Source organism: Mesorhizobium sp. M0174, assembly GCF_040322275.1.
Taxonomy (GTDB): Bacteria; Pseudomonadota; Alphaproteobacteria; order Rhizobiales; family Rhizobiaceae; genus Mesorhizobium.
The window spans coordinates 13,622-38,469 of sequence record NZ_JAMYTB010000020.1; the positions used below are offsets into that span (position 1 = coordinate 13,622).

22 protein-coding genes and 5 pseudogenes are annotated in these 24,848 nt (G+C 60.8%); 17 read left to right on the forward strand and 10 right to left on the reverse strand.

The window, feature by feature from the left end; all coding sequences use genetic code 11:
• Positions 1-15: 15 nt before the first annotated feature.
• The 7 genes and pseudogenes from bioB to NKJ13_RS31650 form a co-directional block, all read left to right on the forward strand.
• A complete protein-coding gene (bioB, locus tag NKJ13_RS25640) occupies positions 16-1,014 on the forward strand; it encodes a biotin synthase BioB (protein WP_352778800.1) in 999 nt (332 codons plus the stop codon).
• Positions 1,011-2,150, forward strand: coding sequence for an 8-amino-7-oxononanoate synthase (locus NKJ13_RS25645; RefSeq protein WP_352778747.1), 1,140 nt, complete (start codon positions 1,011-1,013; stop codon positions 2,148-2,150). Before bioB ends, NKJ13_RS25645 begins: the two co-directional genes overlap by 4 nt.
• A gap of 11 nt (positions 2,151-2,161) precedes the next feature.
• Complete coding sequence (gene bioD, locus NKJ13_RS25650) at positions 2,162-2,797, forward strand: dethiobiotin synthase (RefSeq protein WP_031194973.1); 636 nt, start codon at positions 2,162-2,164, stop codon at positions 2,795-2,797.
• Positions 2,797-4,062, forward strand: coding sequence for an adenosylmethionine--8-amino-7-oxononanoate transaminase (locus tag NKJ13_RS25655; RefSeq protein WP_352778749.1), 1,266 nt, complete (start codon positions 2,797-2,799; stop codon positions 4,060-4,062). Before bioD ends, NKJ13_RS25655 begins: the two co-directional genes overlap by 1 nt.
• Complete coding sequence (bioZ, locus tag NKJ13_RS25660; protein WP_352778750.1) at positions 4,059-5,042, forward strand: 3-oxopimeloyl-[acyl-carrier-protein] synthase BioZ; 984 nt, start codon at positions 4,059-4,061, stop codon at positions 5,040-5,042. The genes NKJ13_RS25655 and bioZ overlap by 4 nt, the downstream gene beginning before the upstream one ends.
• A gap of 91 nt (positions 5,043-5,133) precedes the next feature.
• Positions 5,134-5,376: an aspartate 1-decarboxylase gene (locus NKJ13_RS25665; protein ID WP_352778802.1), complete on the forward strand. Its 243-nt coding sequence runs from the start codon at positions 5,134-5,136 to the stop codon at positions 5,374-5,376.
• A gap of 103 nt (positions 5,377-5,479) precedes the next feature.
• Positions 5,480-5,644, forward strand: a pseudogene (locus NKJ13_RS31650) (NrtR DNA-binding winged helix domain-containing protein); the annotation flags it as partial.
• 801 nt (positions 5,645-6,445) lie between these two features.
• On the opposite strand, the gene NKJ13_RS25675 reads toward NKJ13_RS31650, so the two are convergent.
• The 3 genes from NKJ13_RS25675 to NKJ13_RS25685 are packed head-to-tail and all read right to left on the reverse strand — an operon-like array spanning position 6,446 to position 7,415.
• Entirely contained in the window at positions 6,446-6,901 is a 456-nt protein-coding gene (locus NKJ13_RS25675) for a S46 family peptidase (RefSeq protein ID WP_352778752.1), read from the reverse strand.
• A gap of 9 nt (positions 6,902-6,910) precedes the next feature.
• On the reverse strand, positions 6,911-7,048 hold the full coding sequence (locus NKJ13_RS25680) for a hypothetical protein (protein WP_352778754.1): 138 nt from the start codon (positions 7,046-7,048) through the stop codon (positions 6,911-6,913).
• Positions 7,049-7,052: 4 nt separating this feature from the next.
• Positions 7,053-7,415 (reverse strand): S46 family peptidase, encoded by a 363-nt coding sequence (locus NKJ13_RS25685; RefSeq protein WP_352778756.1) that lies wholly within the window; start codon positions 7,413-7,415, stop codon positions 7,053-7,055.
• Positions 7,416-7,840: 425 nt separating this feature from the next.
• Here NKJ13_RS25685 and NKJ13_RS25690 point away from each other — a divergent pair, with 425 nt between their 5' ends.
• From NKJ13_RS25690 to NKJ13_RS25705, 4 genes are all read left to right on the forward strand, one after another.
• Complete coding sequence (locus NKJ13_RS25690; RefSeq protein WP_352778757.1) at positions 7,841-8,137, forward strand: co-chaperone GroES; 297 nt, start codon at positions 7,841-7,843, stop codon at positions 8,135-8,137.
• A 65-nt stretch (positions 8,138-8,202) separates the two neighbouring features.
• Positions 8,203-9,858, forward strand: a complete 1,656-nt coding sequence (gene groL / locus NKJ13_RS25695) for a chaperonin GroEL (RefSeq protein ID WP_352778759.1) — start codon at positions 8,203-8,205, stop codon at positions 9,856-9,858.
• A gap of 435 nt (positions 9,859-10,293) precedes the next feature.
• Entirely contained in the window at positions 10,294-10,452 is a 159-nt protein-coding gene (locus NKJ13_RS25700; RefSeq protein WP_352778761.1) for a hypothetical protein, read from the forward strand.
• Positions 10,453-11,279: 827 nt separating this feature from the next.
• Positions 11,280-12,362, forward strand: a complete 1,083-nt coding sequence (locus NKJ13_RS25705; RefSeq protein WP_352452638.1) for an HPP family protein — start codon at positions 11,280-11,282, stop codon at positions 12,360-12,362.
• 442 nt (positions 12,363-12,804) lie between these two features.
• On the opposite strand, the gene NKJ13_RS25710 is transcribed toward NKJ13_RS25705, so the two are convergent.
• Together NKJ13_RS25710 and NKJ13_RS25715 are read right to left on the reverse strand one after the other, a co-directional pair.
• Complete coding sequence (locus NKJ13_RS25710) at positions 12,805-13,089, reverse strand: hypothetical protein (RefSeq protein WP_352778764.1); 285 nt, start codon at positions 13,087-13,089, stop codon at positions 12,805-12,807.
• Positions 13,090-13,335: 246 nt separating this feature from the next.
• The gene (locus NKJ13_RS25715; protein ID WP_352778765.1) at positions 13,336-13,533 is read right to left on the reverse strand and encodes a hypothetical protein; all 198 of its coding nucleotides are present in this window, start codon (positions 13,531-13,533) and stop codon (positions 13,336-13,338) included.
• A 418-nt stretch (positions 13,534-13,951) separates the two neighbouring features.
• Here NKJ13_RS25715 and NKJ13_RS25720 point away from each other — a divergent pair, with 418 nt between their 5' ends.
• Entirely contained in the window at positions 13,952-15,607 is a 1,656-nt protein-coding gene (locus NKJ13_RS25720; RefSeq protein ID WP_352778767.1) for an MFS transporter, read from the forward strand.
• A 32-nt stretch (positions 15,608-15,639) separates the two neighbouring features.
• Positions 15,640-16,190 (forward strand): annotated as a pseudogene (locus tag NKJ13_RS25725) (ABC transporter transmembrane domain-containing protein); the annotation flags it as partial.
• On the opposite strand, the gene NKJ13_RS25730 reads toward NKJ13_RS25725, so the two are convergent.
• Positions 16,165-16,782, reverse strand: a complete 618-nt coding sequence (locus NKJ13_RS25730; protein WP_352458545.1) for a cold-shock protein — start codon at positions 16,780-16,782, stop codon at positions 16,165-16,167. The pseudogene NKJ13_RS25725 and the gene NKJ13_RS25730 overlap by 26 nt on opposite strands.
• Before the next feature lie 261 nt (positions 16,783-17,043).
• Positions 17,044-17,260, reverse strand: a pseudogene (locus tag NKJ13_RS25735) (3-methyl-2-oxobutanoate hydroxymethyltransferase); the annotation flags it as partial.
• A gap of 147 nt (positions 17,261-17,407) precedes the next feature.
• On the opposite strand from NKJ13_RS25735, the gene NKJ13_RS25740 reads away from it, so the two are divergent.
• Positions 17,408-18,370, forward strand: a complete 963-nt coding sequence (locus NKJ13_RS25740) for an NUDIX hydrolase (RefSeq protein ID WP_352469024.1) — start codon at positions 17,408-17,410, stop codon at positions 18,368-18,370.
• A 25-nt stretch (positions 18,371-18,395) separates the two neighbouring features.
• Here the strand turns inward: NKJ13_RS25740 and NKJ13_RS25745 are convergent.
• Positions 18,396-18,743 (reverse strand): annotated as a pseudogene (locus NKJ13_RS25745) (transposase); the annotation flags it as partial.
• Positions 18,744-18,861: 118 nt separating this feature from the next.
• Here NKJ13_RS25745 and NKJ13_RS25750 point away from each other — a divergent pair.
• Positions 18,862-19,146: a hypothetical protein gene (locus NKJ13_RS25750; protein ID WP_352452632.1), complete on the forward strand. Its 285-nt coding sequence runs from the start codon at positions 18,862-18,864 to the stop codon at positions 19,144-19,146.
• 166 nt (positions 19,147-19,312) lie between these two features.
• On the opposite strand, the gene NKJ13_RS25755 is transcribed toward NKJ13_RS25750, so the two are convergent.
• On the reverse strand, positions 19,313-19,999 hold the full coding sequence (locus NKJ13_RS25755; RefSeq protein ID WP_352474847.1) for an isopentenyl transferase family protein: 687 nt from the start codon (positions 19,997-19,999) through the stop codon (positions 19,313-19,315).
• Positions 20,000-20,733: 734 nt separating this feature from the next.
• On the opposite strand from NKJ13_RS25755, the pseudogene NKJ13_RS25760 reads away from it, so the two are divergent.
• A pseudogene (locus NKJ13_RS25760) lies at positions 20,734-21,068 on the forward strand (PIN domain-containing protein); the annotation flags it as partial.
• A 225-nt stretch (positions 21,069-21,293) separates the two neighbouring features.
• Here the strand turns inward: NKJ13_RS25760 and hemN are convergent.
• Positions 21,294-22,634: an oxygen-independent coproporphyrinogen III oxidase gene (gene hemN / locus NKJ13_RS25765; protein ID WP_352778768.1), complete on the reverse strand. Its 1,341-nt coding sequence runs from the start codon at positions 22,632-22,634 to the stop codon at positions 21,294-21,296.
• Positions 22,635-23,679: 1,045 nt separating this feature from the next.
• Between hemN and NKJ13_RS25770 the strand changes: the two genes are divergently transcribed.
• The gene (locus NKJ13_RS25770) at positions 23,680-24,840 is read left to right on the forward strand and encodes a porin (RefSeq protein ID WP_352778770.1); all 1,161 of its coding nucleotides are present in this window, start codon (positions 23,680-23,682) and stop codon (positions 24,838-24,840) included.
• Positions 24,841-24,848: the final 8 nt, after the last annotated feature.

A 24,848-nucleotide genomic window follows, 5' to 3' on the forward strand; every position in this document is an offset into this window, starting at 1 on the left:
AGGAACAGCATGGACATGCAAACAGCCAGTCCAACGCAGACATCGCCACAGGCTCAATCCCCTGACCCTGGAGCGTGGACCCTGGAGAAGGCTCAGGCACTTCACGATGCCCCCTTCAACAATCTCCTCTTCCTCGCGCACACCGTGCACCGCCAGAATTTCGATCCCAACAAGGTCCAGCTCAGCCGGCTGCTCAGCATCAAGACGGGCGGATGCCCGGAGGATTGCGGCTATTGTAGCCAGTCGGCGCATCACGAGACCGGCCTGAAGGCGTCGAAGCTGATGGAGGTCCGGCGCGTCGTCGCCGAGGCGACCAAGGCGCGTGACGCCGGCGCAACCCGCTATTGCATGGGCGCGGCCTGGCGAAACCCCAAGGCGCGCGACATGGATGCGGTGGTGGCGATGGTCGAAGGCGTCAAGGCGCTGGGCATGGAGACCTGCATGACGCTCGGCATGCTCGATCTTGAGCAAGCCGCTCGACTGAAGCAGGCTGGTCTCGACTTTTACAACCACAACATCGATACGTCGGAACGCTACTATAGCGAGATCATCAGCACGCGGAGCTTTGCCGAGCGGCTCGAGACGCTCGAGCACGTTCGCCAATCCGGCATCAAGGTCTGCTGCGGCGGCATTGTCGGCATGGGCGAGGAGCCGGTGGACCGGATCGACATGCTGGTGACGCTGGCCAACCTGCCGGAACATCCGCAAAGCGTTCCGATCAACATGCTGATCCCGATCCCCGGCACCCCGCTTGCCGACGCCAAGCCGATCGAGCCGATCGAATTCGTGCGCGTGATCGCGCTGGCGCGCATCATGATGCCGAAATCGCATATCCGTCTTTCCGCCGGCCGTACGGCCATGACCGACGAGATGCAGGCGCTGTGCTTTTTTGCCGGCGCCAACTCGATCTTCGTCGGCGACACGCTGCTGACGGCGGACAATCCCGGTGAGGACAAGGATACCCTGCTGTTCCGGCGCCTTGGCATCGAGCCGATGGAACTCGAGGCGCAATGAACGGGGCACCGCTTGCCCGCTATGAGGCGACCTTGCAGGGACTGGCGCGCAAGGACCGGCTGCGGACGCTGAAGCCGCGCGTCGGGCGCGACTTCTCGTCGAACGACTATCTCGGGCTTGCCGCCTCCAAAAGACTTGGCGAAGCGGTTGCGGCGGCGATTGCGCGTGGCACGCCGGTTGGCGCCACCGGGTCGCGGCTGTTGCGCGGCAATGCGCCGGAACACGAGCAGCTCGAGGCAGACGCGGCGGCATTCTTTGGAGCCGACCGCGCGCTGTTCTTCGGCAGCGGCTACATCGCCAACTTCGCTCTGCTGACGGCGCTGCCGCAGAAGGGCGACCTTTTGATCCTCGATGAGCTCGCCCATGCCAGCATGCATGAGGGTGCGCAGGCCGGGCGCGCACAGTTGGTGCTGGCCGCGCACCACGACGTCGATGCTGTCGAGGATGCGATCACACGTTGGCGCGCCGAAGGCGGCATGGGATGCGTCTGGATCGCGGTGGAAAGCCTTTACAGCATGGATGGCGATTGCGCGCCTTTGGAGAGCCTGGTCGCGCTTGCCGATCGGCACGACGCATTCATCGTCATTGACGAGGCGCATGCCACCGGCGTCTGGGGACCGGACGGCCGGGGGCTGGCCGCCGCTTTCGAGGGCCGCGACAACATCGTCGCGCTCCACACCTGCGGCAAGGCGCTCGGCGCATCTGGTGGGCTCGTGACCGGGCCGAGGACACTGTGCCAGTATCTGATCAACCGTTGCCGGCCATTCATCTACGCCACCGCGCCATCGCCGCTGATGGCGGTCGCGGCGCGCGAAGCGCTCGCAATGCTCGTCGACGAGCCTATGCGGCGTGTTCAGCTACATGAACGCGTTGCCCTCGCAGGCCGCCAATTGGTCGATCGCTGCGGCGTCACGCCCAGCGGCTCGCAAATCCAGCCATTTGTCATCGGCGATGTCAGGCGCACCATGGCAGTGTCGGCGCGCCTGCAGGCCCGCGGCTTCGACATACGCGGCATTCGTCCGCCGACCGTGCCCGAGGGCACGTCGCGGCTGCGCATCTCACTGACGCTCAATATCGGCGAAGCCGACATTTCCGCCATGGTCGGGGCGCTCGTCGAGGTGTTGGCTCAGACATGACCGGAGGCGACATGACCAAGCGCATCGTCATCACCGGAACAGACACCGGAATTGGCAAGACGGTGTTTTCGGCCGGGCTTGCCGGCCTGCTTGACGGTTTCTACTGGAAGCCGGTGCAATCGGGCCTCGACGGGGAGACCGACAGCGAGGCGGTTGCACGGCTTGCCGGGCTTCCGTCGGGGCGCGTGCTGCCGGAAGCCTACCGCTTGAAGAGCCCGCTTTCGCCGCATCGTTCGGCCGAAATCGACGACGTTTCGATCGAGGCTGCCGATCTTTCGTTTCCGGTCCTGCCGACACCGCTCGTCATCGAAGGCGCCGGCGGGCTGATGGTGCCGCTGAACCGCCGGACAAGGTTTATCGACATATTCGAGCAATGGCAGTTGCCGGTCATTCTGTGCGCCCGCACCGCGCTCGGAACAATCAATCACACCCTGCTGTCGATCGAGGCCCTGCGGGCGCGCGCTATCCCGCTGGCTGGCATCGCCTTCATCGGCGATGAGATGACCGATACGCAACGGACGATCGTGGAATTCGGCGACGTGCCGCAACTCGGCAGGCTGCCGCACCTCGATCCGCTGACGGACAAAACGCTGAGACAAGCGATGATTGCCGGCTTCGACCTCGCTTTGATTGCCGGAGGCGGATGATGCGGCAATCCCGTGTGTGGCATCCCTTCACCCAGCACGCGCTCGAGCCGGCGATCCCTGAAATCGTCCTGACTGAAGGCGCGTATCTCCACAAAGCCAATGGCGCGCGCATTCTGGACGCCATTTCCTCCTGGTGGGTGGTCACCCATGGCCACCGCCATCCCCGCATCATGAAAGCTATCGAGACGACCGCCTCGAGCCTCGACCAGATCATCTTTGCAGGCTTCACGCACGAGCCAGCCGAATGCTTGGCCAAGGCGCTTGTCGGACTCGCTCCCGCCGGACTCGACTGGGTGTTCTATTCCGACAGCGGCTCGACCGCTGTGGAAGTCGCGCTGAAGATGGCGCTCGGCTATTTCCGCAACATCGGCGCGCCGCGCTCGCGCATCGTCGTGATGGAGCACAGCTATCATGGCGACACCATCGGCACGATGAGCGTCGGTGCCCGCGGTGTCTTCAACGCCGCCTACGAACCCTTGCTGTTCGAGGTCGACACCATTCCCTTCCCTGCCGCCGGGCGCGAACAGGAAACGCTAGATCGTTTCGAGGCCCTCAGCCGCGACCAGCGCGCCGCCGCGCTGATCGTCGAGCCGCTGGTGCTTGGCGCCGGCGGCATGCTGATGTATCCGGCATCGGTTCTGTCCGAATTGAAGAGGATCACTGAGGCCTCGGGCACGCTGCTGATCGCCGACGAGGTGATGACCGGGTGGGGGCGTACCGGAACCATGTTCGCCTGCGAGCAGGCGAACATCTCTCCGGACATGCTGTGCACCTCGAAGGGCCTGACCGGTGGCGCAATCCCGCTGGCCGCCACACTCGCCACCGATGCCATCTTCCAGGCTCACTATTCCGAGGACCGGAAGAAGACGTTTTTCCACTCGAGTTCCTACACGGCCAATCCGATTGCCTGCGCGGCAGCACTCGCCAATGTCGAGATCTGGCGTGACGAGCCAGTGGCCGAGCGGATCGCCACCCTGAGCGCGAGGCAGGCCGCCGGCCTTCGGCGCTTTCGCGATAATGCCAACTTCACCGACAGCCGGGCGATCGGCACGATCCTGGCTCTCGACCTGCGCGCCGGCTCTGCCGGCTATCTGGCCGAGATCGGACCTAAGCTGCGGGCATTTTTCCTCGAGCTCGGCCTGCTTGTGCGCCCGCTCGGCAATGTCCTTTATCTCCTGCCGCCCTATTGCATCACCGGCGACGAGCTCGATCGGCTCCATGACGCCATCGAGGAGGCCGGCGAACGTTTCGGTTCGAGGCCATGAGCAGGTCGTCGCGCCTTCTCGGGTTTGGCCATCATGCGCCTGGCCGAAAGGTGGCGAATGCCGAGATCGAGAGCGATCTCGGCCTCGAACCGGGCTGGATCGAGCGGCGTACTGGAATCCGGTCGCGCTTCTGGGCAACGGACGAAGACACGCTGTCTGGTCTTGCTGCGCAGGCCGGCGCCATGGCGCTGGCCAGCGCCGGCATTGCGCGCAACGACATCGGTCTGCTGCTGCTTGCCACCTCGACGCCCGATCACCTCCTGCCGCCCAGCGCGCCCCTGGTCGCACATCGGCTGGGGCTCGGCCGCGCCGGCGCTGTCGATCTGACCGGCGCCTGCGCCGGCTTCATCTATGCGCTGATGTTTGCGGACGGATTTACCCGCCTGCACGGCAAAGCGAGCCTTGTTATCGCCGCCAATATCCTCAGCCGCCGCATCAATCCCTCTGAGCGCGCCAGCGCCGTGCTGTTTGCCGATGCCGCCGGCGCCGTCGTGATCGGTCCGTGCGAGGATACTGATCGGGGGATTCTCGGTGCCTCCGTGGATTCGGACGGCTCGCGATACGGCCTGATCCAGATTCCCGCAGGAGGAAGCAACATCCCGTTCCACGGTGACCTCGACCTCGCGCAAACCCGAATGACGATGACCGACGGCCGCGAAGTGTTCGCAAAGGCCGTCGAGATGATGACCGCTTGCTCGATAAGCGCGCTAGCCGCTGCCGGAGTGCGACCAAAGGATGTCGACCGGTTCGTGCCGCATCAGGCCAATGCTCGCATTTTCGATGCGGTCGGGCGAAACCTCGGCGTTGCCGATCACCTGATCGTCAAAACGATCGCCGAATATGGCAACTCTTCCGCCGCGACGATCCCGCTCTCACTGTCGCTCGCCAATCAAGCGGAGCCGTTTCGGCCGGGCGAGAAAATACTCCTGGCGGCGGCAGGTGCGGGACTCAGCGGCGGGGCGCTCGTCGTCGGGATTTAGCCCAGCGAACTGCTCAACATCAGGACTGACTTTGTGAGATGAATAGGACAACGGGACCAATGCGAAAATAGTCGCCGGCAAGCTGCACGGCATCCACGTCACCGAGCAAAGCTCAACTAGCACGGTTCGATACTGCTCGACCCTGACCACGCGAAGAACCCGGGATCCTGCCAATGGATTCGTGGAGACAGGGAGCAAGACTTCCGGCGCACGAATCTCGACCTATGTCATCCTCGGCGAGCGCGGCTCTCGATGCTGCATCCTCAACGGCGCGGCCGCCCGGAACCTGCCAGCCCACTCCATCCATCTGGACGAAGCGCACATTCCTGTCTGAAGCCGCGGATCGTTACGTTCGTCATCAACAATGTCGTCGGCTTCTCGCCGATGGCAATGCGCTGACGCGGACGGCGTTGACGATTACATCGGCAGGGGCGCTTCAGCAGAACTTTCGCCGGTTGATGGAGCAGCAGGAACTGGTGGAGGAGACCGGCGAAAGTGCATTTGATACCGGCGGTCGGCCGGCGAAGCTTTATCGCTTCCGCCACCATGTCCTCGACGAAACGGAGGTCGCCCGGACAAAATTGCCGCTGGCGCGGGCTTGACATCCTTTATACTCAACGTAGAAATATCCCTTATAATCAATTCGATTATAACGAGAAATTCATTCGCACCGTCCGAACCCACGGTCTCGCTCGGGAAGCCCGTATGAGTGGATCGAAGTGATCTTGGAAGTGAAACGCCCGAGGACGGGCTTTCAACCTTTGTCGTGAAGGAGGTGCCGCGCGCCTGGGCCAATGCCTTGCGGCAACGGTGAAGGATGTATACCGCCAGTAAACGCGTGCGTCAAAGTCGCTATCGAATGTATAGTTCGTCTAAATGTGCGATACGTTCGATTTGTGCAAGTAACACTTGGAAAAGTGTTTGCATAAAAGAAACGTCTAATTACATAAAGCAGGCAAGCTAAAATTTAAACTTGCACAAATGAGCGTGGGGCGCCCTGTTCCAGGGCGCCTTTTTTAAGGATTATCATTAGACTTTCTCCCGGGGGAACTGTGGGTGAAGAAACAACGCATCGTCCTGCTGGCAGCTGTTTTGGCGTCTGCCTTTGGCTTTTTTTTGCTGATCCTGATCCTGCAGATGGTCAGTTTTTTGGTTGACTAAGCACGCGCAAGCGGGATGGATCGCGCAGAGACACGCGGAAGTTTTTTTCGCAAGCGAAACCCCGACGACCTGATGGGGAGTCGCGCCAGCAGGGTGGGAGCCACGTCCAGTGCCACCGACCATGCGAGATGCCGATTGTTGGCGCTGTCAGTTCGCGCGGCCATATTCATTCTGGTGCCGATCTGTTGCCTTTTCTGCTTTTCCCATGCGTTTTAGGCCGACCCAATTTGTGAAGCGGGCGGTCAATGGATCTGCGCCTCGCGATTGCCTGCCGTTGCCTGATTGATCTGGGCGGGATAATCCGAGAGCGAACGCTGCAACCGCGGTTCGAATTGCGCGAAGTTGAACCGGACTTCATCCGCGGTCAGGAACTGGTGGGTTGCGCCGGGAAAGCCGGCGACCATCACAAGGTCGCCTTCCTTGACGCCTTCACAGGCTATGGGTAGCCAACTCTTCGGCCGGTAAGGCACATTGTCGCGCGCATATGGCCGGGAGGAACCATCAGGAGCGACATAGGCGCGATAAAAGCCGAAGTGGCCCGTGTGGCGCAGCCACATCCAGTTGTCCGTTTGGCCGCCGAAGTTGCCGATGCCGAGCGCGGGCGCATAGACGAGGCGCACGTCCTCAATTTCGAGCTTCTGGAGGAGATAGTAGGAGACGCTGCCATACGTCGCAAGGGCGATTGGGCTGTCCTTCACATGCGGCGATCAGGGCCTTTTTGTTCTGGCGAGCCGCTCATAGCGGGCAAACCCGTTCAGCTTGTCCGAGACGCTCTTGAGCATTTCGGCGCTCACATCCCGCATGTCCTCGATCACATAGATGCGGCTGCCTGGCGCCGCGGGCAATTCTTCACCCAGGGCTCTTCGCCAGAAAGCCGTCTGTGAGATAGTCCTGGCCCTCCTTGCTGTGGTATTGGATGGATTCTAACACGCAATGATGATTGGTTGCGACCAGCCCTTGTGGACTGACGAACGAGGCGGAGCATCCGCCCAGTGATACGATCGCGTTGAGCGGGTCAGCGTCTAGACGGCCCAGCTGGGCGGGATCGATCTGGAGCCCATCCGCGCGCATGGCCGCGCACACTTCCGCAGTCTGGCCCGGCATCCACATACCTTCGTCCGCCGATGTAGCCGTGACCGTCCAGAGCAAGGCGATGGCAGTTGCTTTGGCCAAACATTTCAAATTCAAGTTCGTGCTGACTGTCGCTCTCATCTTGCCTCCTGTTCTCCGCAGATTGGATTGGTGACTATCGGGATGGCCGGAGTCCTGGCGCCCGCGCGGCGGCCACACCGTAAAGACCGAGTGGACGGTTAACGCAGGAATCCTGATGGCGCTCACCTCTCATTATATCGGTCGCGCGCAACGTTTGCGGATCATTCGCTGCACCAATCGTGCCAAATGATAAAGCCTTCAGTTGCAAATGGTGAGCCGCCCCATCCATGTCCGATCTCCGACGTCGTTCACGTAAAAGGCTCGGTGCTTCCACGCTCGTTTGCTCTTCGCCCGTCCCTCTTCCGTCTTGACTAGCAGGAGCCTACGGCCTATCTCACTGCCGCGTTAGCACTCGCTTCTGGTGAGTGCTAAACACGCTCCGGCAACGGAGAACCGTTCAACATCCGCACCAGGGAAATCCAAAAATGGCAAAGTCGAATTTCCGGCCGCTGCATGACCGCGTGGTCGTTCGCCGCGTCGAGTCCGAAGCGAAGACCGCCGCCGGGATCATCATCCCCGATACGGCTAAGGAAAAGCCGCAGGAAGGCGAGATCATCGCCATCGGTTCCGGCGCCCGTGACGAGGTCGGCAAGCTCGTCCCGCTGGACGTCAAGGCCGGCGACCGCATCCTGTTCGGCAAGTGGTCGGGCACCGAAGTCAAGCTCAATGGCGAAGACCTTCTGATCATGAAGGAAGCGGACATCATGGGCGTCATCGGCTGACACGCCGCCGCCTTTCATCCGCACCATCCAATCTGAATTTCGGGCGAAATGCCCAGGAGTAAAAAATGGCTGCCAAAGACGTAAAATTCTCCCGCGACGCTCGTGAGCGCATGCTGCGCGGCGTCAACATCCTCGCCGACGCGGTGAAGGTCACGCTCGGCCCCAAGGGCCGCAACGTCGTCATCGACAAGTCGTTCGGCGCCCCGCGCATCACCAAGGACGGCGTCACCGTCGCCAAGGAAATCGAGCTTGAGGACAAGTTCGAAAACATGGGCGCGCAGATGGTCCGCGAAGTTGCTTCGAAGACCAACGACATCGCCGGCGACGGCACCACCACCGCGACCGTTCTGGCACAGTCGATCGTCCAGGAAGGCCACAAGTCGGTTGCCGCCGGCATGAACCCGATGGACCTCAAGCGCGGCATCGACCTCGCCGTCGCCGACGTCGTCGCGACGCTGATCAAGAACGCCAAGAAGATCAAGACCTCGGAAGAGGTTGCCCAGGTCGGCACCATCGCCGGCAATGGCGACGTGTCGGTCGGCTCGATGATCGCGGAAGCGATGCAGAAGGTCGGCAATGAGGGCGTCATCACCGTCGAGGAAGCAAAGACCGCCGAGACCGAGCTTGAAGTCGTTGAAGGCATGCAGTTCGACCGCGGCTATCTCTCGCCCTACTTCGTCACCAACGCCGAGAAGATGGTTGCGGATCTGGAAGACGCCTACATTCTTCTCCACGAGAAGAAGCTCTCCAACCTGCAGGCCATGCTGCCGATCCTCGAGGCCGTCGTGCAGACTTCGAAGCCGCTGGTCATCATCTCCGAGGACGTCGAAGGCGAGGCCCTGGCCACGCTGGTCGTCAACAAGCTGCGTGGCGGCCTGAAGATCGCTGCCGTCAAGGCGCCGGGCTTCGGTGATCGCCGCAAGGCCATGCTGGAAGACATCGCCATCCTCACCGGTGGCCAGGTCATTTCCGAAGACCTCGGCATCAAGCTCGAGAATGTCGGCCTCAACATGCTCGGCCGCGCCAAGAAGGTGTCGATCTCCAAGGAGAACACCACCATCGTCGACGGCGCCGGCAAGAAGGCCGAGATCCAGGGCCGCGTCGCCCAGATCAAGCAGCAGATCGAGGAGACCACCTCGGACTACGACAAGGAGAAGCTGCAGGAACGTCTCGCCAAGCTGGCGGGCGGCGTTGCCGTCATCCGCGTCGGCGGTGCGACCGAGATCGAAGTCAAGGAAAAGAAGGACCGCGTCGATGACGCCCTCAACGCGACCCGCGCGGCCGTCGAAGAAGGCATCGTTCCCGGCGGCGGCGTCGCACTGCTGCGCGCTTCGCTGGCCATCACCGTCACTGGCGCCAACTCCGACCAGGCCGCCGGCATCAGCATTGTGCGTCGCGCGCTGCAGGCTCCGGCCCGTCAGATCGCGGCCAACGCCGGTGCGGAAGCATCGATCGTCGCCGGCAAGATCCTTGAGAACAAGGGGGCAACCTTCGGCTACAACGCCCAGACCGGCGAATATGGCGACATGATCGCCATGGGTATCGTCGATCCGGTCAAGGTTGTGCGCACGGCTCTGCAGGACGCGGCCTCGGTCGCCGGCCTGCTGGTCACCACCGAAGCCATGATCGCGGAGGCTCCGAAGAAGGAGTCGGTTGGCGGCGGCATGCCGGCTGGTATGCCCGGCGGTGGCATGGGCGGCATGGGCGGTATGGATTTCTAATCCAGCCCCCTATCAACCTACAGCGGAAAGGGCGGCAGCAATGCCGCCCTTTTTTGTGTGCCGAGCATGATCGACAGCTTTAGACGTGCAAGTCCTCTACCCAGCCTGATGGCGGCGAAGCGCAACGGGGTCGTCGTGAGACGGGGTCTGGCCGTGTCCTTTCGTTCAGCCGCTGGTCGAAACTCGTGCTGCCTTCCGCCGTGCCGTCGATCTTTACAGGGCTGAAGGCCTTGCCAACGGCTGGCAGACCCTGGTTGCGGTAGAACTCATCGCATGGTTCGAAAGGCTCCGATACCTGATCGCCTATGGTCGTCAGCTCTTTCAATTGGAACTCGTTCTTTCGGCCATGATCGTGGTCGGCCTGACCGGATTGGGACCCACGGCCTGCTCACGCTTGCCTAAAACCATCTGCAACGCTGGCGTCCGGAGACCCAGATGAGCCTGATCACGATTACAGGTCTGGATAGGCTGTCGCACGGCGCTTCCATCGCACCGCCGCCCTTCCGCTTCATCGGCCGACATCTGCGGCCGCTTGTGGAGCCGATGGCGCTGCTCGCGATTTTGGGAGTTGCTCGCCCATGCCGGCGCTGCTGACCCACGTTTTCTACCGCGGCTGGAAGAGGTGGCGGCCCGCGGCATGGCAGAGTTCAGCCGAGGTGGCCTCGGCTCCAATCTTCTGGTGAGCCTGGAACGTGACCTGATCGGTTTCGTGTGTGGCAGTGTGGCGGAATCGCGCTTGGTCTGGTGATCGGATTTTCTCGCCTCATCGAACGCCTGAGAGGCTCGTGGTCGCGGTTGTATTACCGCTATTACGTGACCTGATCACGTTGACGATGCCAGCACCTTCATTGGCCACTTTCTGGACCATGTACGTCACATCAGGCTCCCCCGCCCGATCGACACGAGCCGGCTCTGTAACCAAGCCGCCGTCATATGGCGGTTCCACGACGGCACTGGCGGCAGTCGTCTTCTCAGCGGCTACAGGTGGACGTTTCAGCAGCCAACGAATCCGATGGTGGCAAGGACAGGCAGACCAAGCACCGCGTAGAAGCCGTACTCCGCTGGAGTTCGCCTCGGAAGTGGAGCGACAAGGGCCTGATTTGTCTTGCCATGCCGACATTGTCAGCACGCTTTTCGAAGCCTCTGAATTCCTTAGTGTCCATCCCAGCTCGACCTCCGACCATCCCCATTTCCGGCTGCCCGCGGCACGGCAGCCCTTGGCCTCTAGCTGCGCTCGAGCGGATCAGCGTGCCGTCTGCCTTCTCTAGCCGATCAAAATGTCTGCACCCATTTGGCAATGGCCGTTTCGCGCAAAAGTATTCCCCCGTGAGCCGACTTTCCGAATTGGCTTAACTTCCAAATCTGTGGCTTTGCCTGCATTGCGGAGCGCGGAGTTCCGACCACTCGCCCAAGGGTATGCCATGGCGTTTCGTCTCTTTGTTCCGATCCTTGCCGGTGCAACGCTGCGCGAGCGGCTGCTCGCCTGCATCGGGGCCATGATCGGCATCGCATTGACTGGCGTGATCAGTGCGCTGGCGAACGGGTCTGGCCCACATGTCGCACTGCTGGTTGCTCCAATGGGAGCATCGGCCGTGCTGCTCTTTGCCGTGCCTTCAAGCCCGCTGGCGCAACCTTGGTCGATTATCGGTGGCAATACGATTTCGGCGCTGGTCGGGGTGATCGTGGCGCATTTCGTGCGTGAACCCGTTCTTGCTACCGGCATTGCGGTGGCGCTGGCCATCGCCGCCATGTCGTTCACGCGCTGCCTGCATCCGCCGGGTGGCGCCGCCGCCTTAACTGCGGTGTTCGGCGGACCGGCCGTCTTCAGTTCCGGCTTGCTGTTTCCCTTCGTTCCGGTAGCGCTGAACTCGATCGTGCTGGTCGCACTCGGCTACGGCATCCATAAACTGTCGCGGCGCAACTATCCACATGTGGCGGCCCCCGCCCTTAAAAGCGCGCATGGAACCATCGATCCGCCGGCGCGGGAGCGGGTCGGCTTCCAGCCCGAGGATATCGATGCCGCGCTCGGCGCGCTGGAGGAAACCTTCGATATCGACCGCAACGATCTTGAGCGGCTGCTGCGGCAGGTCGAGTTGCAGGCGATGGTGCGCTCCCACCGCACCCTGCTGTGCGAGGACATCATGTCGCGCGATGTGATTTCGGTCGATGAACATGCGCCTGCCGACCAGGCGCGTCATTTGCTGCTCGATCACAACATCCGGACGCTGCCGGTGACCGACGCCGACGGCGGGCTGGTCGGTGTAGTTGGCCTGCGCGAGCTGACGAAGGCGACCGACGCGGTGAGGGCTGTGATGTCGAAGGCTGGCACCGCCTCTCCCGATACGCCGGCGATGAGCCTGCTGCCGGTGCTCACCGACGGCCGCAGCCATGCCGTGGTCATCGTCGATGCCGAGCGACGCATTATTGGGCTGATCACCCAGACCGACCTGCTGGCAGCGGCAGCGCGCGTGCACATGGCGGACACAACGCTGGCAGCGGCATAAAATAGTGATCCGGACTTGCTCAATCCGGGAACCCGATGGGGCGCCAATAGGATAGTGGTATTAAGTGCGGCCTTCCGCCTAAGACAATTCCTTTTTACGAGTAGATCAACCCTGAAACGCGACCGCGTGCTCAGGCATCTGGTTTACGTAGGCCAAGTACGACTGCAACAACGGAACACTCTTCAACCTTGCCGGTGGCCAGAGCCAGTCCGCTATGTCGACCAAAGGCGCGGACTACAAATGGAACCATCTGGTGGACGGCTCCTCTGCAACGATGGTAGCGCGGTTCGCATGTCCAAGGCTGGCTTGAAGCTCTACGTCGCGGGTTGAATGATCGTTGGCAAGGGTCGCGGCTCAGACGCCGAAGCTTCGCAATTCCATGCAGGTGGTCCTTTCCTTTGGTTCCTGCATTTCGCCTCTGGTGAGGCGCGGCCGACTCCCGTCATGCATCACGCCGACGACCGCCGCTTCCTCGCCGCGCCAAGGGTTTGACTAGGCCGACGATAGACCATGCGATAAGCAATTCCGAAACGATGTGGCTTCCTTGCGCCAAGTCGGCTCTGTCGAACAGCGATGTCAACATGATCCTGAGTTCCGAGGGTTCGCCGCGCATCAATCCTATAACCTTGATGACGTTCCTGACTAGGAGGATGAGGCTGCTCCAACACGTCCACGGTGTTAGGAATTGCCCTTGCACGAGTTGATCTCGGACTTCTTCGTCGCGCATCGCCAATTTCCAGCCCAATACCGCGCCTACGCTTGGTACCCCAACCACGCGGCCTATCGCCCTCATGCCCGCTTCGAGGACCCTCCAGGATCGGGCCTGTTCGGATAGGTGTGGGAGGCCGAGGCATCAGAGGGAACGGCCAGACGCTACCATGAGGATGCGCCATCTGCCGAAGAGCCGTACCGTTACCTTCGTCACTGTGCGGAACGCGGGGCGACCGTCGCTTCAGCCATCCGGCTTTGGGTGTCATTTCTCCCTGGCGGAGTCCACCGCCCCCGACAAAAGCCTGACCTTTGCCAGTCTTCTACGGGCAAGCGTTCGCGCCAAAAGTTCAAAGCCGCGTTCATAACATTCAACGATGAAAGCCAGCCTCATCAGATCGAGCAGAAAGTCGTCGATGGCATGTGTGAGCGCGTCAGACTTTTGTTCAAGCTGAAGCAGCAAGGCGCGCGCCTCTTCGATCGCGGCCCGGCAACCGTCTGCGTATATCAGCAATCAATCCTGTCTAAGATCTGCAAGCCCTCACCTCGCCCCAAGCCAGACTCAGCGCATCGAACGCCGTTGGAGAGAGTTTCCGACGAAAGAACATCGTCGCGTTTCGCGAAAAGGCATCGCTCGGCAAAGTGCCCGTTGATGAAGCATGCTGCGTCAAACGACAAGCAAGAATCCGGGCTCCACCCCGCGATGTCTTCGAAGGCGGGGTGAGCCGGCTCGGGCATGCGTCTCGGCCGCAACCCTTAATCACGAGGACCTGTGCCGCAAGGCAAACAGTTTCTCTCTATTCTTCTAGATTCTTCTAGCCGCCACGGTTCAGCCTAGATTACATGGGAAACGGCAATAACGCAAAGCAAAGGTTGGCAAAATGAGTAGGGTGGCTGGATCAAATGATGATTTGGCTGCACCAACGACCTTTGCGCCACTTTTGCAGCCCACCTTTCGTTCGATCTGGCTCGCCACGCAAGTCTCGAGCCTCGGCTGGTTGATGCAGACTGTTGCCATCAGTTGGCTGATGGCTACCATCTCGACTTCCGATCTGATGGTTGCGCTGGTGCAGGCTTCATCGAACCTGCCCGCTTTCATTTTGTCCGTGTTCGCCGGGGTTCTCGCTGACAATTTCAGCCGTCGCAGGGTTATGTTCGCGGGCCGCTGCCTTATGGTGATAGCATCTGCGATGCTGACCGCTGTTGTAGCGCTGGGCTTTCTCGACCCATGGATGATTCTCGGCTTCAGCTTTTTAATCGCATGCGGCGGCGCTCTCAACGATCCCGCCTGGCAGGCGTCGGTTGGCGATATGGTGGACCGGCGCGATGTTCCCGCTGCCGTTACCCTGCTTTCCGTTGGCTTCAACACCGTACGGACCGTGGGCCCGGCGCTCGGCGGCATCGTGGTTGCCTCCTTCGGGCTTTTGGCCGCTTTTACCGTGACCACCCTCACCTATTTGGTACCCTTGGCCACCATATGGCGCTGCAAGTGGAAGGTCCGCTCGTCGCCTCTTCCGCGCGAGTCGATGAGGAGGGCCTTCTATGAAGGGCTGCGCTTCACGGCGATGTCATCGGAAATCAAAGCGGCGATCGCACGCGGAACCCTCTTTGGCCTGGCGAGCATCGCCATACTCGCGCTGCTGCCGCTGATTGTCCGCGACCAGTTGGGAGGAGGCCCGCTCGCCTATGGCACGCTCATGGCAGGTTTCGGAACAGGCGCGGTCTTCGCCGGCCTCTCCAACAGCCTGTTCAGACGGAGCTTGTCGCAAGAACAGCTGATGAGGCTCTCCTGCGTCGCCTGCGCGGCGTGCTCCCTCTCCCTGGCGCTTACCTCTTCGATCGGCGTGGCGGCAATTGCACTTGCTTTGGGCGGCGCAGGCTGGGTCACTGCCTGGTCCGGGGTTGGCGTGAGCGTGCAGCTGGCAAGCCCGCGCTGGGTCGTGGGGCGCACGATCTCCATCTACTATGCATTGATAGACGGCGGCATAGCGGCCGGCAGCTGGGTGTGGGGCACCGTTTCCCAGAACCATTCGCTGACGTGGGCGCTAGAGGGTTCCGCTGCGGCCCTGCTGCTCGTTGCTGCAGCCGGCGTTCTGTTTCCTCTTCGCGAGCGCCGCGAGTCCGAGCCCGATCCTTTGGAGGAATTCGACGCCCCAGCTGTCGCTCTCAGTTTGAAGCCGAGAAGCGGCCCGATCGTGGTCAAGATCGAATATCTGATAGCCGAGAGAAATGTCGAGGCCTTCCTCGACCTCATGCGGCAGCGGCGTCATGTACACAGCCGCGTCGGTGCTCGGAACTGGACGCTCCAGCGCAACCTTCAGAAGCCTATGCAGTGGACAGAAACGTTCCGCACGCCGACCTGGACCGACTACCTTCGCCTCAATCATCGTCTCACGGAAGTAGACAAGGAACTGGACGAGCGTGTCTTCCAGTTACACGCGGGAGAGGAAGCGCCTCAAATGACGCTTTCGATCGAGCGGCCGACAAGCTCGGCCCGGAAACCCGACCAGTCAATCCTTCACCTTCCCCGTCATTGAAGCCTGACCTTCCCATATCTGGGCATCAGCGATCGTTAAAGATCCGGGTGATGGATGAGAATCTCGGCGGCATCCGTGTCGTGCGTGCCTTCGCCGCGCAGCCGCACGAGCTGGAAAAGTTCGACCGCGCCAAGCAGGACGCGCCTTGATCTCGCCAATGAGCGCGTTGACATCCGTGTCGGCAACACCAGCGCCATGAATTTCTCGTTCCTGACCGCCATGGGCCCTGGTGCTCTGGTTCGGTGGCCAGAAAGTGATCGCAGGTCAAATCAGCGTCGGCACGCTGGCCCTGTTGCTCACCTTCATGACCATTCTACAGATGCCGGTGCGCTAGCTCGGATTGATGGTCAACTCGTTCGCGCGCGCCTCGACCTGCGGCACGCGGCTGTTCGACTTGCTCGACGCCGAACTTGACATCGAGGACGCGGCGGGCGCCAGGGATCTCGTCGTCACCGACGGCGTGCTGCGCTTCGACAATGTCGGTTTCTGCTACGCGGGCTCGGGCGGCCGCCCGACGCTCTCCGGCATCTCCTTCGAGGCGAGCAATGCATCGCCGTCTAGGCAAGGCGAATGCTCCGGACTTCCCAGCCTTTCTTGCCTTGCCCGCATTCGACAAACACCTTCTGTCCCGCCACCAGCACGCTGAGCCCTGAGCGCGTCAGGGCGCTGGCATGAACGAAGACGTCCTTCTCACCGTTGTCAGGAGCAATGAAGCCGAAGCCCTTTTCGGGTTTGTACCACTTGACCGTGCCCCCGCTCTCCAGCTGCGCACCGGTTTCAACGAAGGTCCCTCCAGCGACGCGGGTATGTGACGGAGTTTTCGCGCGGTGATCGCCGATCTCCAGCACCTGCGCGACTTGATGACCTTTTGGACTTTTTTCGACCGTGATCTTGAGAGGCGTTCCCGCGGCAACATCCCGGCTTCCGGCCGCCTCTAACACTCGCACGTGCAGATAGGCCTCCGTGCCGTCCGAGAGTTTGACGAAGCCAAAACCCTTGCTGACTGTGAACCACAATACCTCCGCATCGACAGGATCTGCCGTCACGGTCGGCGGGCGCTGAAAATAGCTTGGCTCGGAAGTCCGTTCCGAAAAGGAAACGGGGTCATCGTCATAGCGATGCCGGCGTGGCTCGCGATGGTCTCGATATTTGCCCATGATCATCTCGACTGGCATGGATGGCGCACTGCGCTACCGTCAAGATAATCTCAATCGGGCGACGCGTTTATGTCAAAAAGGCCGTGAAGACCGCAGCTGTGCCCGGCCTATCGGCCGAACCCTTTGAAACTAGATTCATTTCCCCTGAAACAATAGTGCCGGCGAGTCGATTTACTGACTCGCATAGGTTGTGTTGGAGCGAGGGTGCGATGATGCTGGCGCGGGCGCACTGGAAGGGCTTTATCAGGCATTGCGGAAAACCTGCTCCGGGTTTCTTCAAAAGGAACTGAACGGCGGGTCGACGACCATTTGCGCCGGCTCCAGGCCACGGGGCAGGCCTGACCGTGCATGATCATCATCTCCAGCGTCACGCCCAGCGTCGACGCCAAGCCGTGGAGAACCATGCCGCGCTGTCGCCGACGAGAACAACGTCGCAATGTCGATCGACGAGCTTTGAATCGGCGCACTCAATGGGCCTCCTTCCCCAAGCACGGATGTCGCGTTGGCACTTTTTGTGCAGCTGCGAAGAGCTAAAATCGCCACGACGGGTGGTGTTGACGCGCCGACAATTATCAGACAAAAACGGAATTCAATCGGTTCAGCCGCCTACGCGGCAGGGCTCTGCTCAACGACGTCGGGGACCATGGACGATCGCGCAAAAGGGATTAGGAAAGGCGGAGCTGGAGGCAAGGCCAACGACGTCAATGCGGACTTGATCGCCGTTGTGGTCGCCATGGACAGCAGCGCCCCCTGCGTTCTGACCATCCCGCAGGCAAACGCCCTGCCCTCCGGCCCGTTCGAGCTTGCTCATCGTTCGCTGCAGTCGGGCCTCAGGGGATGGGTGGAACAACAGACCGGCCAGCCGCTCGGCTATATCGAACAGCTCTACACCTTCGCCGATCGCGACAGGGTTGGCGCTGACGACCGCGTGGTCTCTATCAGCTATCTGGCGCTCACCCACCAAGACGAAGCTGGCGACCCGGCCGGGCGACACTGGGGAAGCTGGTACGACTATTTCCCGTGGGAGGATCACCGCTCCGGCACACCGGCGGTCGTGTTGGACGAATTGCGGCCGCGCCTGATGGAATGGGCGGATGGCACTGACGACGGTACGACACGCCTCGACCGACGACGGCGGGCGGCGATCGCCTTCGGCTTTGACGACCGCCATTGGAACGAGGAACTCGCGCTTCAACGTTATGAGCTGCTCTACGAAGCCGCCCTGGTGGAGGAAGCAATACGCGCCGGACATTCCGCTGCGCCCACCTCGGTGTCGGGCAGATCGATGATCGCCGATCATCGTCGCATCCTGGCGACCGGCATTGCGCGGCTGCGCTCCAAGATCAAATACCGGCCGGTCGTATTCGAACTGATGCCGCCGGTCTTCACGCTTTTGCAGCTACAGCGCACCGTGGAGGCGCTTGCCGGCAGGCTCGTGCGTAAGCCGAACTTTCGCCGGCTGATCGAGCAGCAGGAGCTGGTCGAGGAGACCGGTGAGACAACCGCGGAAACCGGCGGCCGGCCGGCGCAACTTTATCGCTTCCGTCACGCCGTTCTCGACGAGAGGGTGATAGCCGGAACAAAATTGCCGCTCTCGCGGGCTTGACCCGCCTTGCGCCAGCAGCCCTGACGACGTCGCGGGCGGCTTGGCCCTTGTGAGAACCGGGATTGTCGAGAATGACGATGTCGCCCGGCTTCAGTGTTTTGTTGAGTTCGGTTTCGACATAGACGCGAAAGGCCTGCGTATTGATGGGTCCGTCAATGACCCAAGGCGCCTCCACCCGATCATGCCGCAGCGCGGTGATGAAGGTCATCGTCTTCCAATGGCCATATGGTGCGTGGGCCATCAGCCGCTTGCCGCGCACACCCCAGCCGCGCAACGGTGCCATGTTGGTCTTGACCCATGTTTCATCCAGGGAGACCAGGCGCGTAGGGTCAATGCGGGTCCGATAGCGCATCCATTGCGCACGCCCGCGCATCAGCTTTGGCTTGAGCTGCTCGGCCGGCAGAACGGTTTTTTGAAGCTCTTGCCCTCGCGGTGCAGGAAGCGACCGACGCTCGCAGGAGACCACGTTCAGCCAGTGCCGCCGTCAATTGATGAAGCGTCATGTTGGCATCTCGCTCAACCTCGCCCAGGACGAAAGCACGGTGCTCCCCGTCGATCAGATAGGGCCGATGACCACCCATCTTGCCGGGTGCCGCACTGCCACGGCGACGCTTGCGGCCTCGGGCGTTTCCTGGGCGAAGGCGGTGGCGATGAAAGCCGAGACGACGCCACAGACTGGGCTGGCGGATAGTAGTTCGCGAGTCAGCCACGGTAGCGGTCGCTACGAAGCGCGCAGCACTTTGTCATCGGTACATTCCGTCCCATGCCTGAAATGAGCAGTGCAGCCATGTCGCCTCCTCCGCAGTCACCGTGGCGAAAGCAATCCTTCCGCTGCCACACGGACCTAATGTCGCCTGGCACTAGCTTGCTTCAGCAAACCACTTAGCGCAATTCTCAGGAGCTACCGTGCCCGCACCGCAGGCGAGGTCCGGGGAGGCTTGCTCACTCAGTTTGCCATTCTGGAAAGTCGCGTTCTTGCCAACGCGCATATTCGAGATATTCTCTCGCAATCGCCTCTACAAGATCTTGTTGGAGCTCTTTGCGAAGGCACGGCATTTCGCTGATTGCCAAGCTGTGCTCTCTCGCAAAATGAATGGCGCAACGATATCCGTCAACGTCTTCCAAAGTGGGACGGACTGCATCTTCCTTCCACTGATCCGCAAGTTCCTGCAGCAATGAAGGTTGTCCTTCTCTTGTGACAAACATGTCTGTGACCCGACGCTTGGCTCTCTCCAGAAAGGCGTCCGAGTTGCCGAGCCGCAACCGCCTTACATGCCACCGAAAAGCGCCATCCCAATGCTGACTTCGCGCCATTAAATTGAGAAGGGAGATCGAACCGCCTTCGAGGATGAGCCCCGGCTGGGAACTACGCTCATCCACTTGCATTATCAGCTTACGATGGGCGGTCTCGGCGTCAATGATGCCCGCGGTTAGCGGGCGCGAATCCAAGTAGATCCGCTGGGTAGATTGCAGTTCGGAATCCGAGGGACGCCCGCTGCCGGTGGCGATTTGAGGACAGCATTGTACACGATCCAGCGCAATGACCGGCCATCCGGTCTCTCGTGCAATTTGGATTGCCGCGTCTGTTTTGCCGCTGCAGGTCGGCCCGTAAATCAAATAGATTAGCATGTGTATGCCGCTTAGTTTATCGGAACTAACCGCCCCCCAAGCACAAGATACTCGGTAGGCTTTCACCGGACTTGTTGCAAACATTTTGACAAGCGGCGATTATGCCCTGAAACGACGCCATTTTCGAACTTTGTGAAGCCCGAAAGGGCGCAAGCAGCTCGTTCTGGTCGTTCAGTCCAGTCACCAACGCCTCTGTTTGACGTTTGACGACGGTCCACTTTGCACATCTCATGCCGACTGTGACGCAACGCGGCACCGCAGGATGGTGACCTCGTTGTCTCCGGCAAAAGATCCTTGCGCGTCTTGGGTTAATCGAGGCGGCGGCGCACGGGCGCCTTATTGTCTCGGAACATGGCCAGGAAGGCGGCTGATCAACAAAAGTGGAAGACGGTGTCCCGACGACCTCACCGATTTGTGAGGCGACCGAGGATCTGCCCGACATCGTCGATCTCGTCCTCGAGGTGGGCCGTGTGCCGGCCGCGCCGCCAAAGCCTCCTCCCCTGCCGGTCCGGCTGGAAGCCTCGTCGAAACGGCACAGGAGTACACCAAAGCCGCCAGCGCGCAAACACACAGACCGCCGGCGCCAAGGATTTGGCGCTTTTTGCGTGGCGTCCGCTCCGATCTTCCGGAAGGGGAGCTGGCTGCTGTTTTCTGGGCACTCGCTGCGCATCGCCGCTGCGCAACGCCGAACTGGACGTCGAGCGGCTACGCGATGAACCGCATGGTCTGCCATTGTGAGGCTCTTGCTCGACACTAATGTCCTCTCCGAGGTGACGAGGCCGAGCCCTGACGCGCGCGTGCTGGAATGGATGGACGGGCTCGATGAAGACCGCTCATTTATCAGCGTTGTGTCGCTCGCCGAGATCCGGCGCGGCGCTGCCCTCATGGACAAAGGTCGGAAACGTGACGCACTGGCCGGATGGCTCGCCCGGGACCTCCCGCAGCGCTTCGAGCCGAGAGTCCTGCCGAACTGGTTGCCCTGGCCTGGGGCGACCTGACGGGCCTCGCGAAGCGGCGTGGCCGCGGTCTGTCATCGATGGACGGGCTGATTGCGGCCACCGCGATTTCCTGACCCATCACATGGCGGGATATTCATGCGCTGAGGGCGAACACCCAGATGTCCCGCACCTACCACGATCAATATGGAAACGCCTCGGTGGCAGCCACGAGGTCGATGTCATTGAAGATGAGATGAAATAGGCGGATCAGCTCTGCTTTTCGCATCCTTGACGCGCGCTTCATGACAGGCCTCGGCCAAGGGCGTCGAGTTTAGCTTCCGTTTGGATGCTTGCCCTCACCTGTGGCTATGCCTACGGCCATCCCGATCGAGAAAAGCATCGAACGCGGCAGCGACAGCGCGAATTACAAAGCGATGCTCCCGCCGTACGCGGACAAAACCGTTTTCGAAGTCCCCTATCCCGTCCTCGGCCAGCATCGCCAAGCGTTCAGCTGAATCGAGAAGACGGATCGGATCAGATCCGTGGGCGGCACAGATTGCCTGCACATCGGCCTCGAGATCGCACATTAGTCGCTCGATAATTGCGGCTCGCACGCGGTCGTCGTCAGTGAGGCGATAGCCCTTTGACGTCGCCAGACGGCCAGCTGCGATGTGCTGGATGTAGGAATCCCGTGTAACTTCGTTTTGGACGTACCCGTCGCCGACGCGGCCGATAGCCGACGCGCCGAAACCGATCAGGGTTCTGCAGGTGGTGGCCGAGTAGCCCAGCGAGTTACGCCGCAGGCGACCCGTTTTCTGTGCCAGCGCGAGCTCGTCGTCCGGCAAGGCGAAATGGTCGAGCCCGATCTCGCGGTAGCCGGCGGCAATCAGCGTCGCGGCCACGGCCGCATACTGTTCGGCGCGGGCAGCGCTGCCCGGAAGAACTGCCTCCTCGATGAGGCGCTGATTCTTTATAAGCGACGGGATGTGCGCATAGCCGAACACCGCAAGCCGGTCGGGGCGCATTGCGACCGCCGCCCTCGCGGTCTCGACGCAGGACTGCACCGTTTGATGCGGGAGACCGAAGATGAGGTCGAAGTTGATGCGGCTTACTCCATGCCGGCGCAGCATTTCCACGGCAGCCGACGTCTGCGCCTCACTCTGAACCCGGTTGATTGCTTTTTGAACAATGGGATCGAAGCTCTGCACGCCGAGACTCACACGGTTCACGCCGGCTGCTCCTAAGGCCTCGGCCATCTCGGCCGTGAACGTGCGCGGATCAATCTCGACGGCAACCGTAGCTGTTTTCGTGAGAGCGAAGCGGCGTCGCAGGAACTCTATCAGAGCCAGGAACTCGGCTGGTCCTATGAGAGACGGCGTTCCGCCGCCGAAATGCATGTCGCTCACGGGCAGCGTCTGCGGCGCTCGCTCCGAGACCAAACGGATCTCGTCACGCAGCGCCGCCAGATAGTTGAGGATCGGCGCATCATGGCGGGTGATGGTGGTGGGGAAGCCACAATACCAGCAAGCTGATCGGCAGAACGGAACGTGGAAATAGAGCGACACCGGATCGTCAGCCGGCAGGTTCCTGAGCCATTCCTCATAAGCCTCGGCGCCGACCGCCCCAGAGAACTCTGACACAGTCGGATAGATAGTGTACCAAGGCAGGCCGGCCTCGCGATATTTTGTGGTCTGCAACAGTTACCGTCCCATGCTGATAACCGCCAACCTTACCGCTGCGCTCGCCTGTGTCTTTGCGCTATGTCAGTCCGTTCCGCTTTGGGCTCGAAACTTGTATTTCTCAGCAATAGCGGCCGTTCAGTCTTGGCTGGACGGTCAGCGACTGGCCATGGCTGTTCCGGCCGCGACCCTCACGCGCACCGTTTGGTTCCACCATCCCTTCCCTTCAGCCTGCGCCTGGTCGAGTAGATTCTGCTGAGCGCGGCTGCCGCATCCAACGAGATAACACGGCGTTGGGATCAGACTTTGCTCGCCAGCTAGCGCAGCCCCATAGTGATCTCTGGCATCTCGATGAGCTCGTTGTGTGAATTGCTGGCAAGAAGCATTAGCTGTGGCGCGCCGTCTATCAGGACGAGAGGCTGCTCGACGCGACCGTCAGGTCGGCCGCAATGCCAGGCCGGCGCGCCTACTGACTCCGTGGTGGAGGCAAGGCTGCGCGTTCAGCGCGTGATTACCGATCATCGCGCTCGCCAAAATGACGGCGTCGTACCGAGCGGTGCCGCCGCATGATGTCTCAACGTCGGGGCTCACAGCAAACAAAGCTGTCGCCATTGAACGAAACTGTCGCGAAACGAACAGACGAACCGTAGCCGAAACGTTTGCCGTTCGTGCTTGGGTTGATCCGCAAGGCAAAAAGGAAGGAAGAGCGAACCAAGGTCCGCCGGCACACTTGAGCTTCAAGCCGCAGCTGCGTCGTCAGGATGGCACGTCATTTGCAGTAGAAGCCTTTGTGACGGCCCGCCCACAACTAGCGGAGATGACGGGGATGATTCGTACAGAAATGTTGGATGGAGTCGTTTCGGCGATTATTATATTTGTAATAACAATCGCATATTTGTAACAATAACACCCAATCATATTCTCAATTTCTGATGAATATCTGGCGTGACGAGCGCATCAAAACTGCTCAAATTCAACTCAATGCGCATCGTTATCGACTGTTTCCTTAGCAAGAGTTCATCACTGACGTCCATTCCTTTTACTCTTTGAACGGAGATCAACAATGAACATTAGGAGCCTCCTCCTCGGCTCAACTGCGGCACTGATTGCCGTTTCCGACGCTCGCGCCGTGACCGCCGTTGCCGAGCCTGACCCGACTGAGTACGTTAAAGTCTGCGACGTCTACGGCTCGGGCTACGTCTACATTTCAGGCACTGAGACCTGCGTGCGCATCGGCGGCTATGTCCGTTACGACGTCGGCTTGGGCCATGTCGGATTGGTTGATCACGCAAGAACCTCGGATGTGAGGACTGGTGAGGATCAGGGCACATGGCAAAACAACACGCGCTTCACATTGAAAACTTGGACCGGCCAGGAGACCGAACTCGGCACGTTGAAGACCTACACCGAAACCCGCATGAACTTCGGCAACCGCCACACTTCGGTTTCGGACAGTTCTCGGTCCTATGCCTTCAACGGAGACAGCACCTTGACTTTCGCCTGGATTCAGCTTGGTGGCCTCCGATTTGGTAAGGACTGGTCGGCCTTCGACATGTTTATTGGCGGCGCGGGTGACGTACTCAACCAGACGCCGGTTCCGTACGGCGCTTTCGCTACCAATGTGGTTCAGTACTACTTCGACGCCGGGAACGGCTTTTCGGCCGTGGTTTCGCTCGAAGAAGGCTCGGGCGTGGTCGGCACAATGGACAGCTACGCACCGCACGTAGTCGGCGGCTTGAAATACACACATGGCTGGGGCGCGATCACCGGCGTTGCCGCTTATGATAGCAACTACGAATCGGTGGCCGCCAAGGTCCGTGTCGACATCAATGTCACCAACGAACTGTTGCTGTTCGGAATGCTCGGCTACGGTTCCAACGGCAAGCTCAACGACGACTCCACGAACGCCATCGACGCTCATGGTCGCGGCTTCTATAAGAGTTGGGGCGGGAACTGGGCTTTCTGGGCTGGCGCCACTTACAAGCTCAACGAGACAACTTCGTTCAACCTTCAGCTCTCCGGTGATCAGCTCAAGAACCATGGTGTCGCTGCAAACGTCGCCTATGCGTTTCTTCCAGATTTCACAGTTACGGCGGAACTCGACTATGGCCGATACGGTAACTTCGCCGTCGGCAAGGTGGACGGCGCTTCCAACATGAATTGGACCAACGCCAACAAGAAGAGCAGTGTCGGCGGAATCCTGCGTTTCGAACGCTCATTCTAACGGATGAA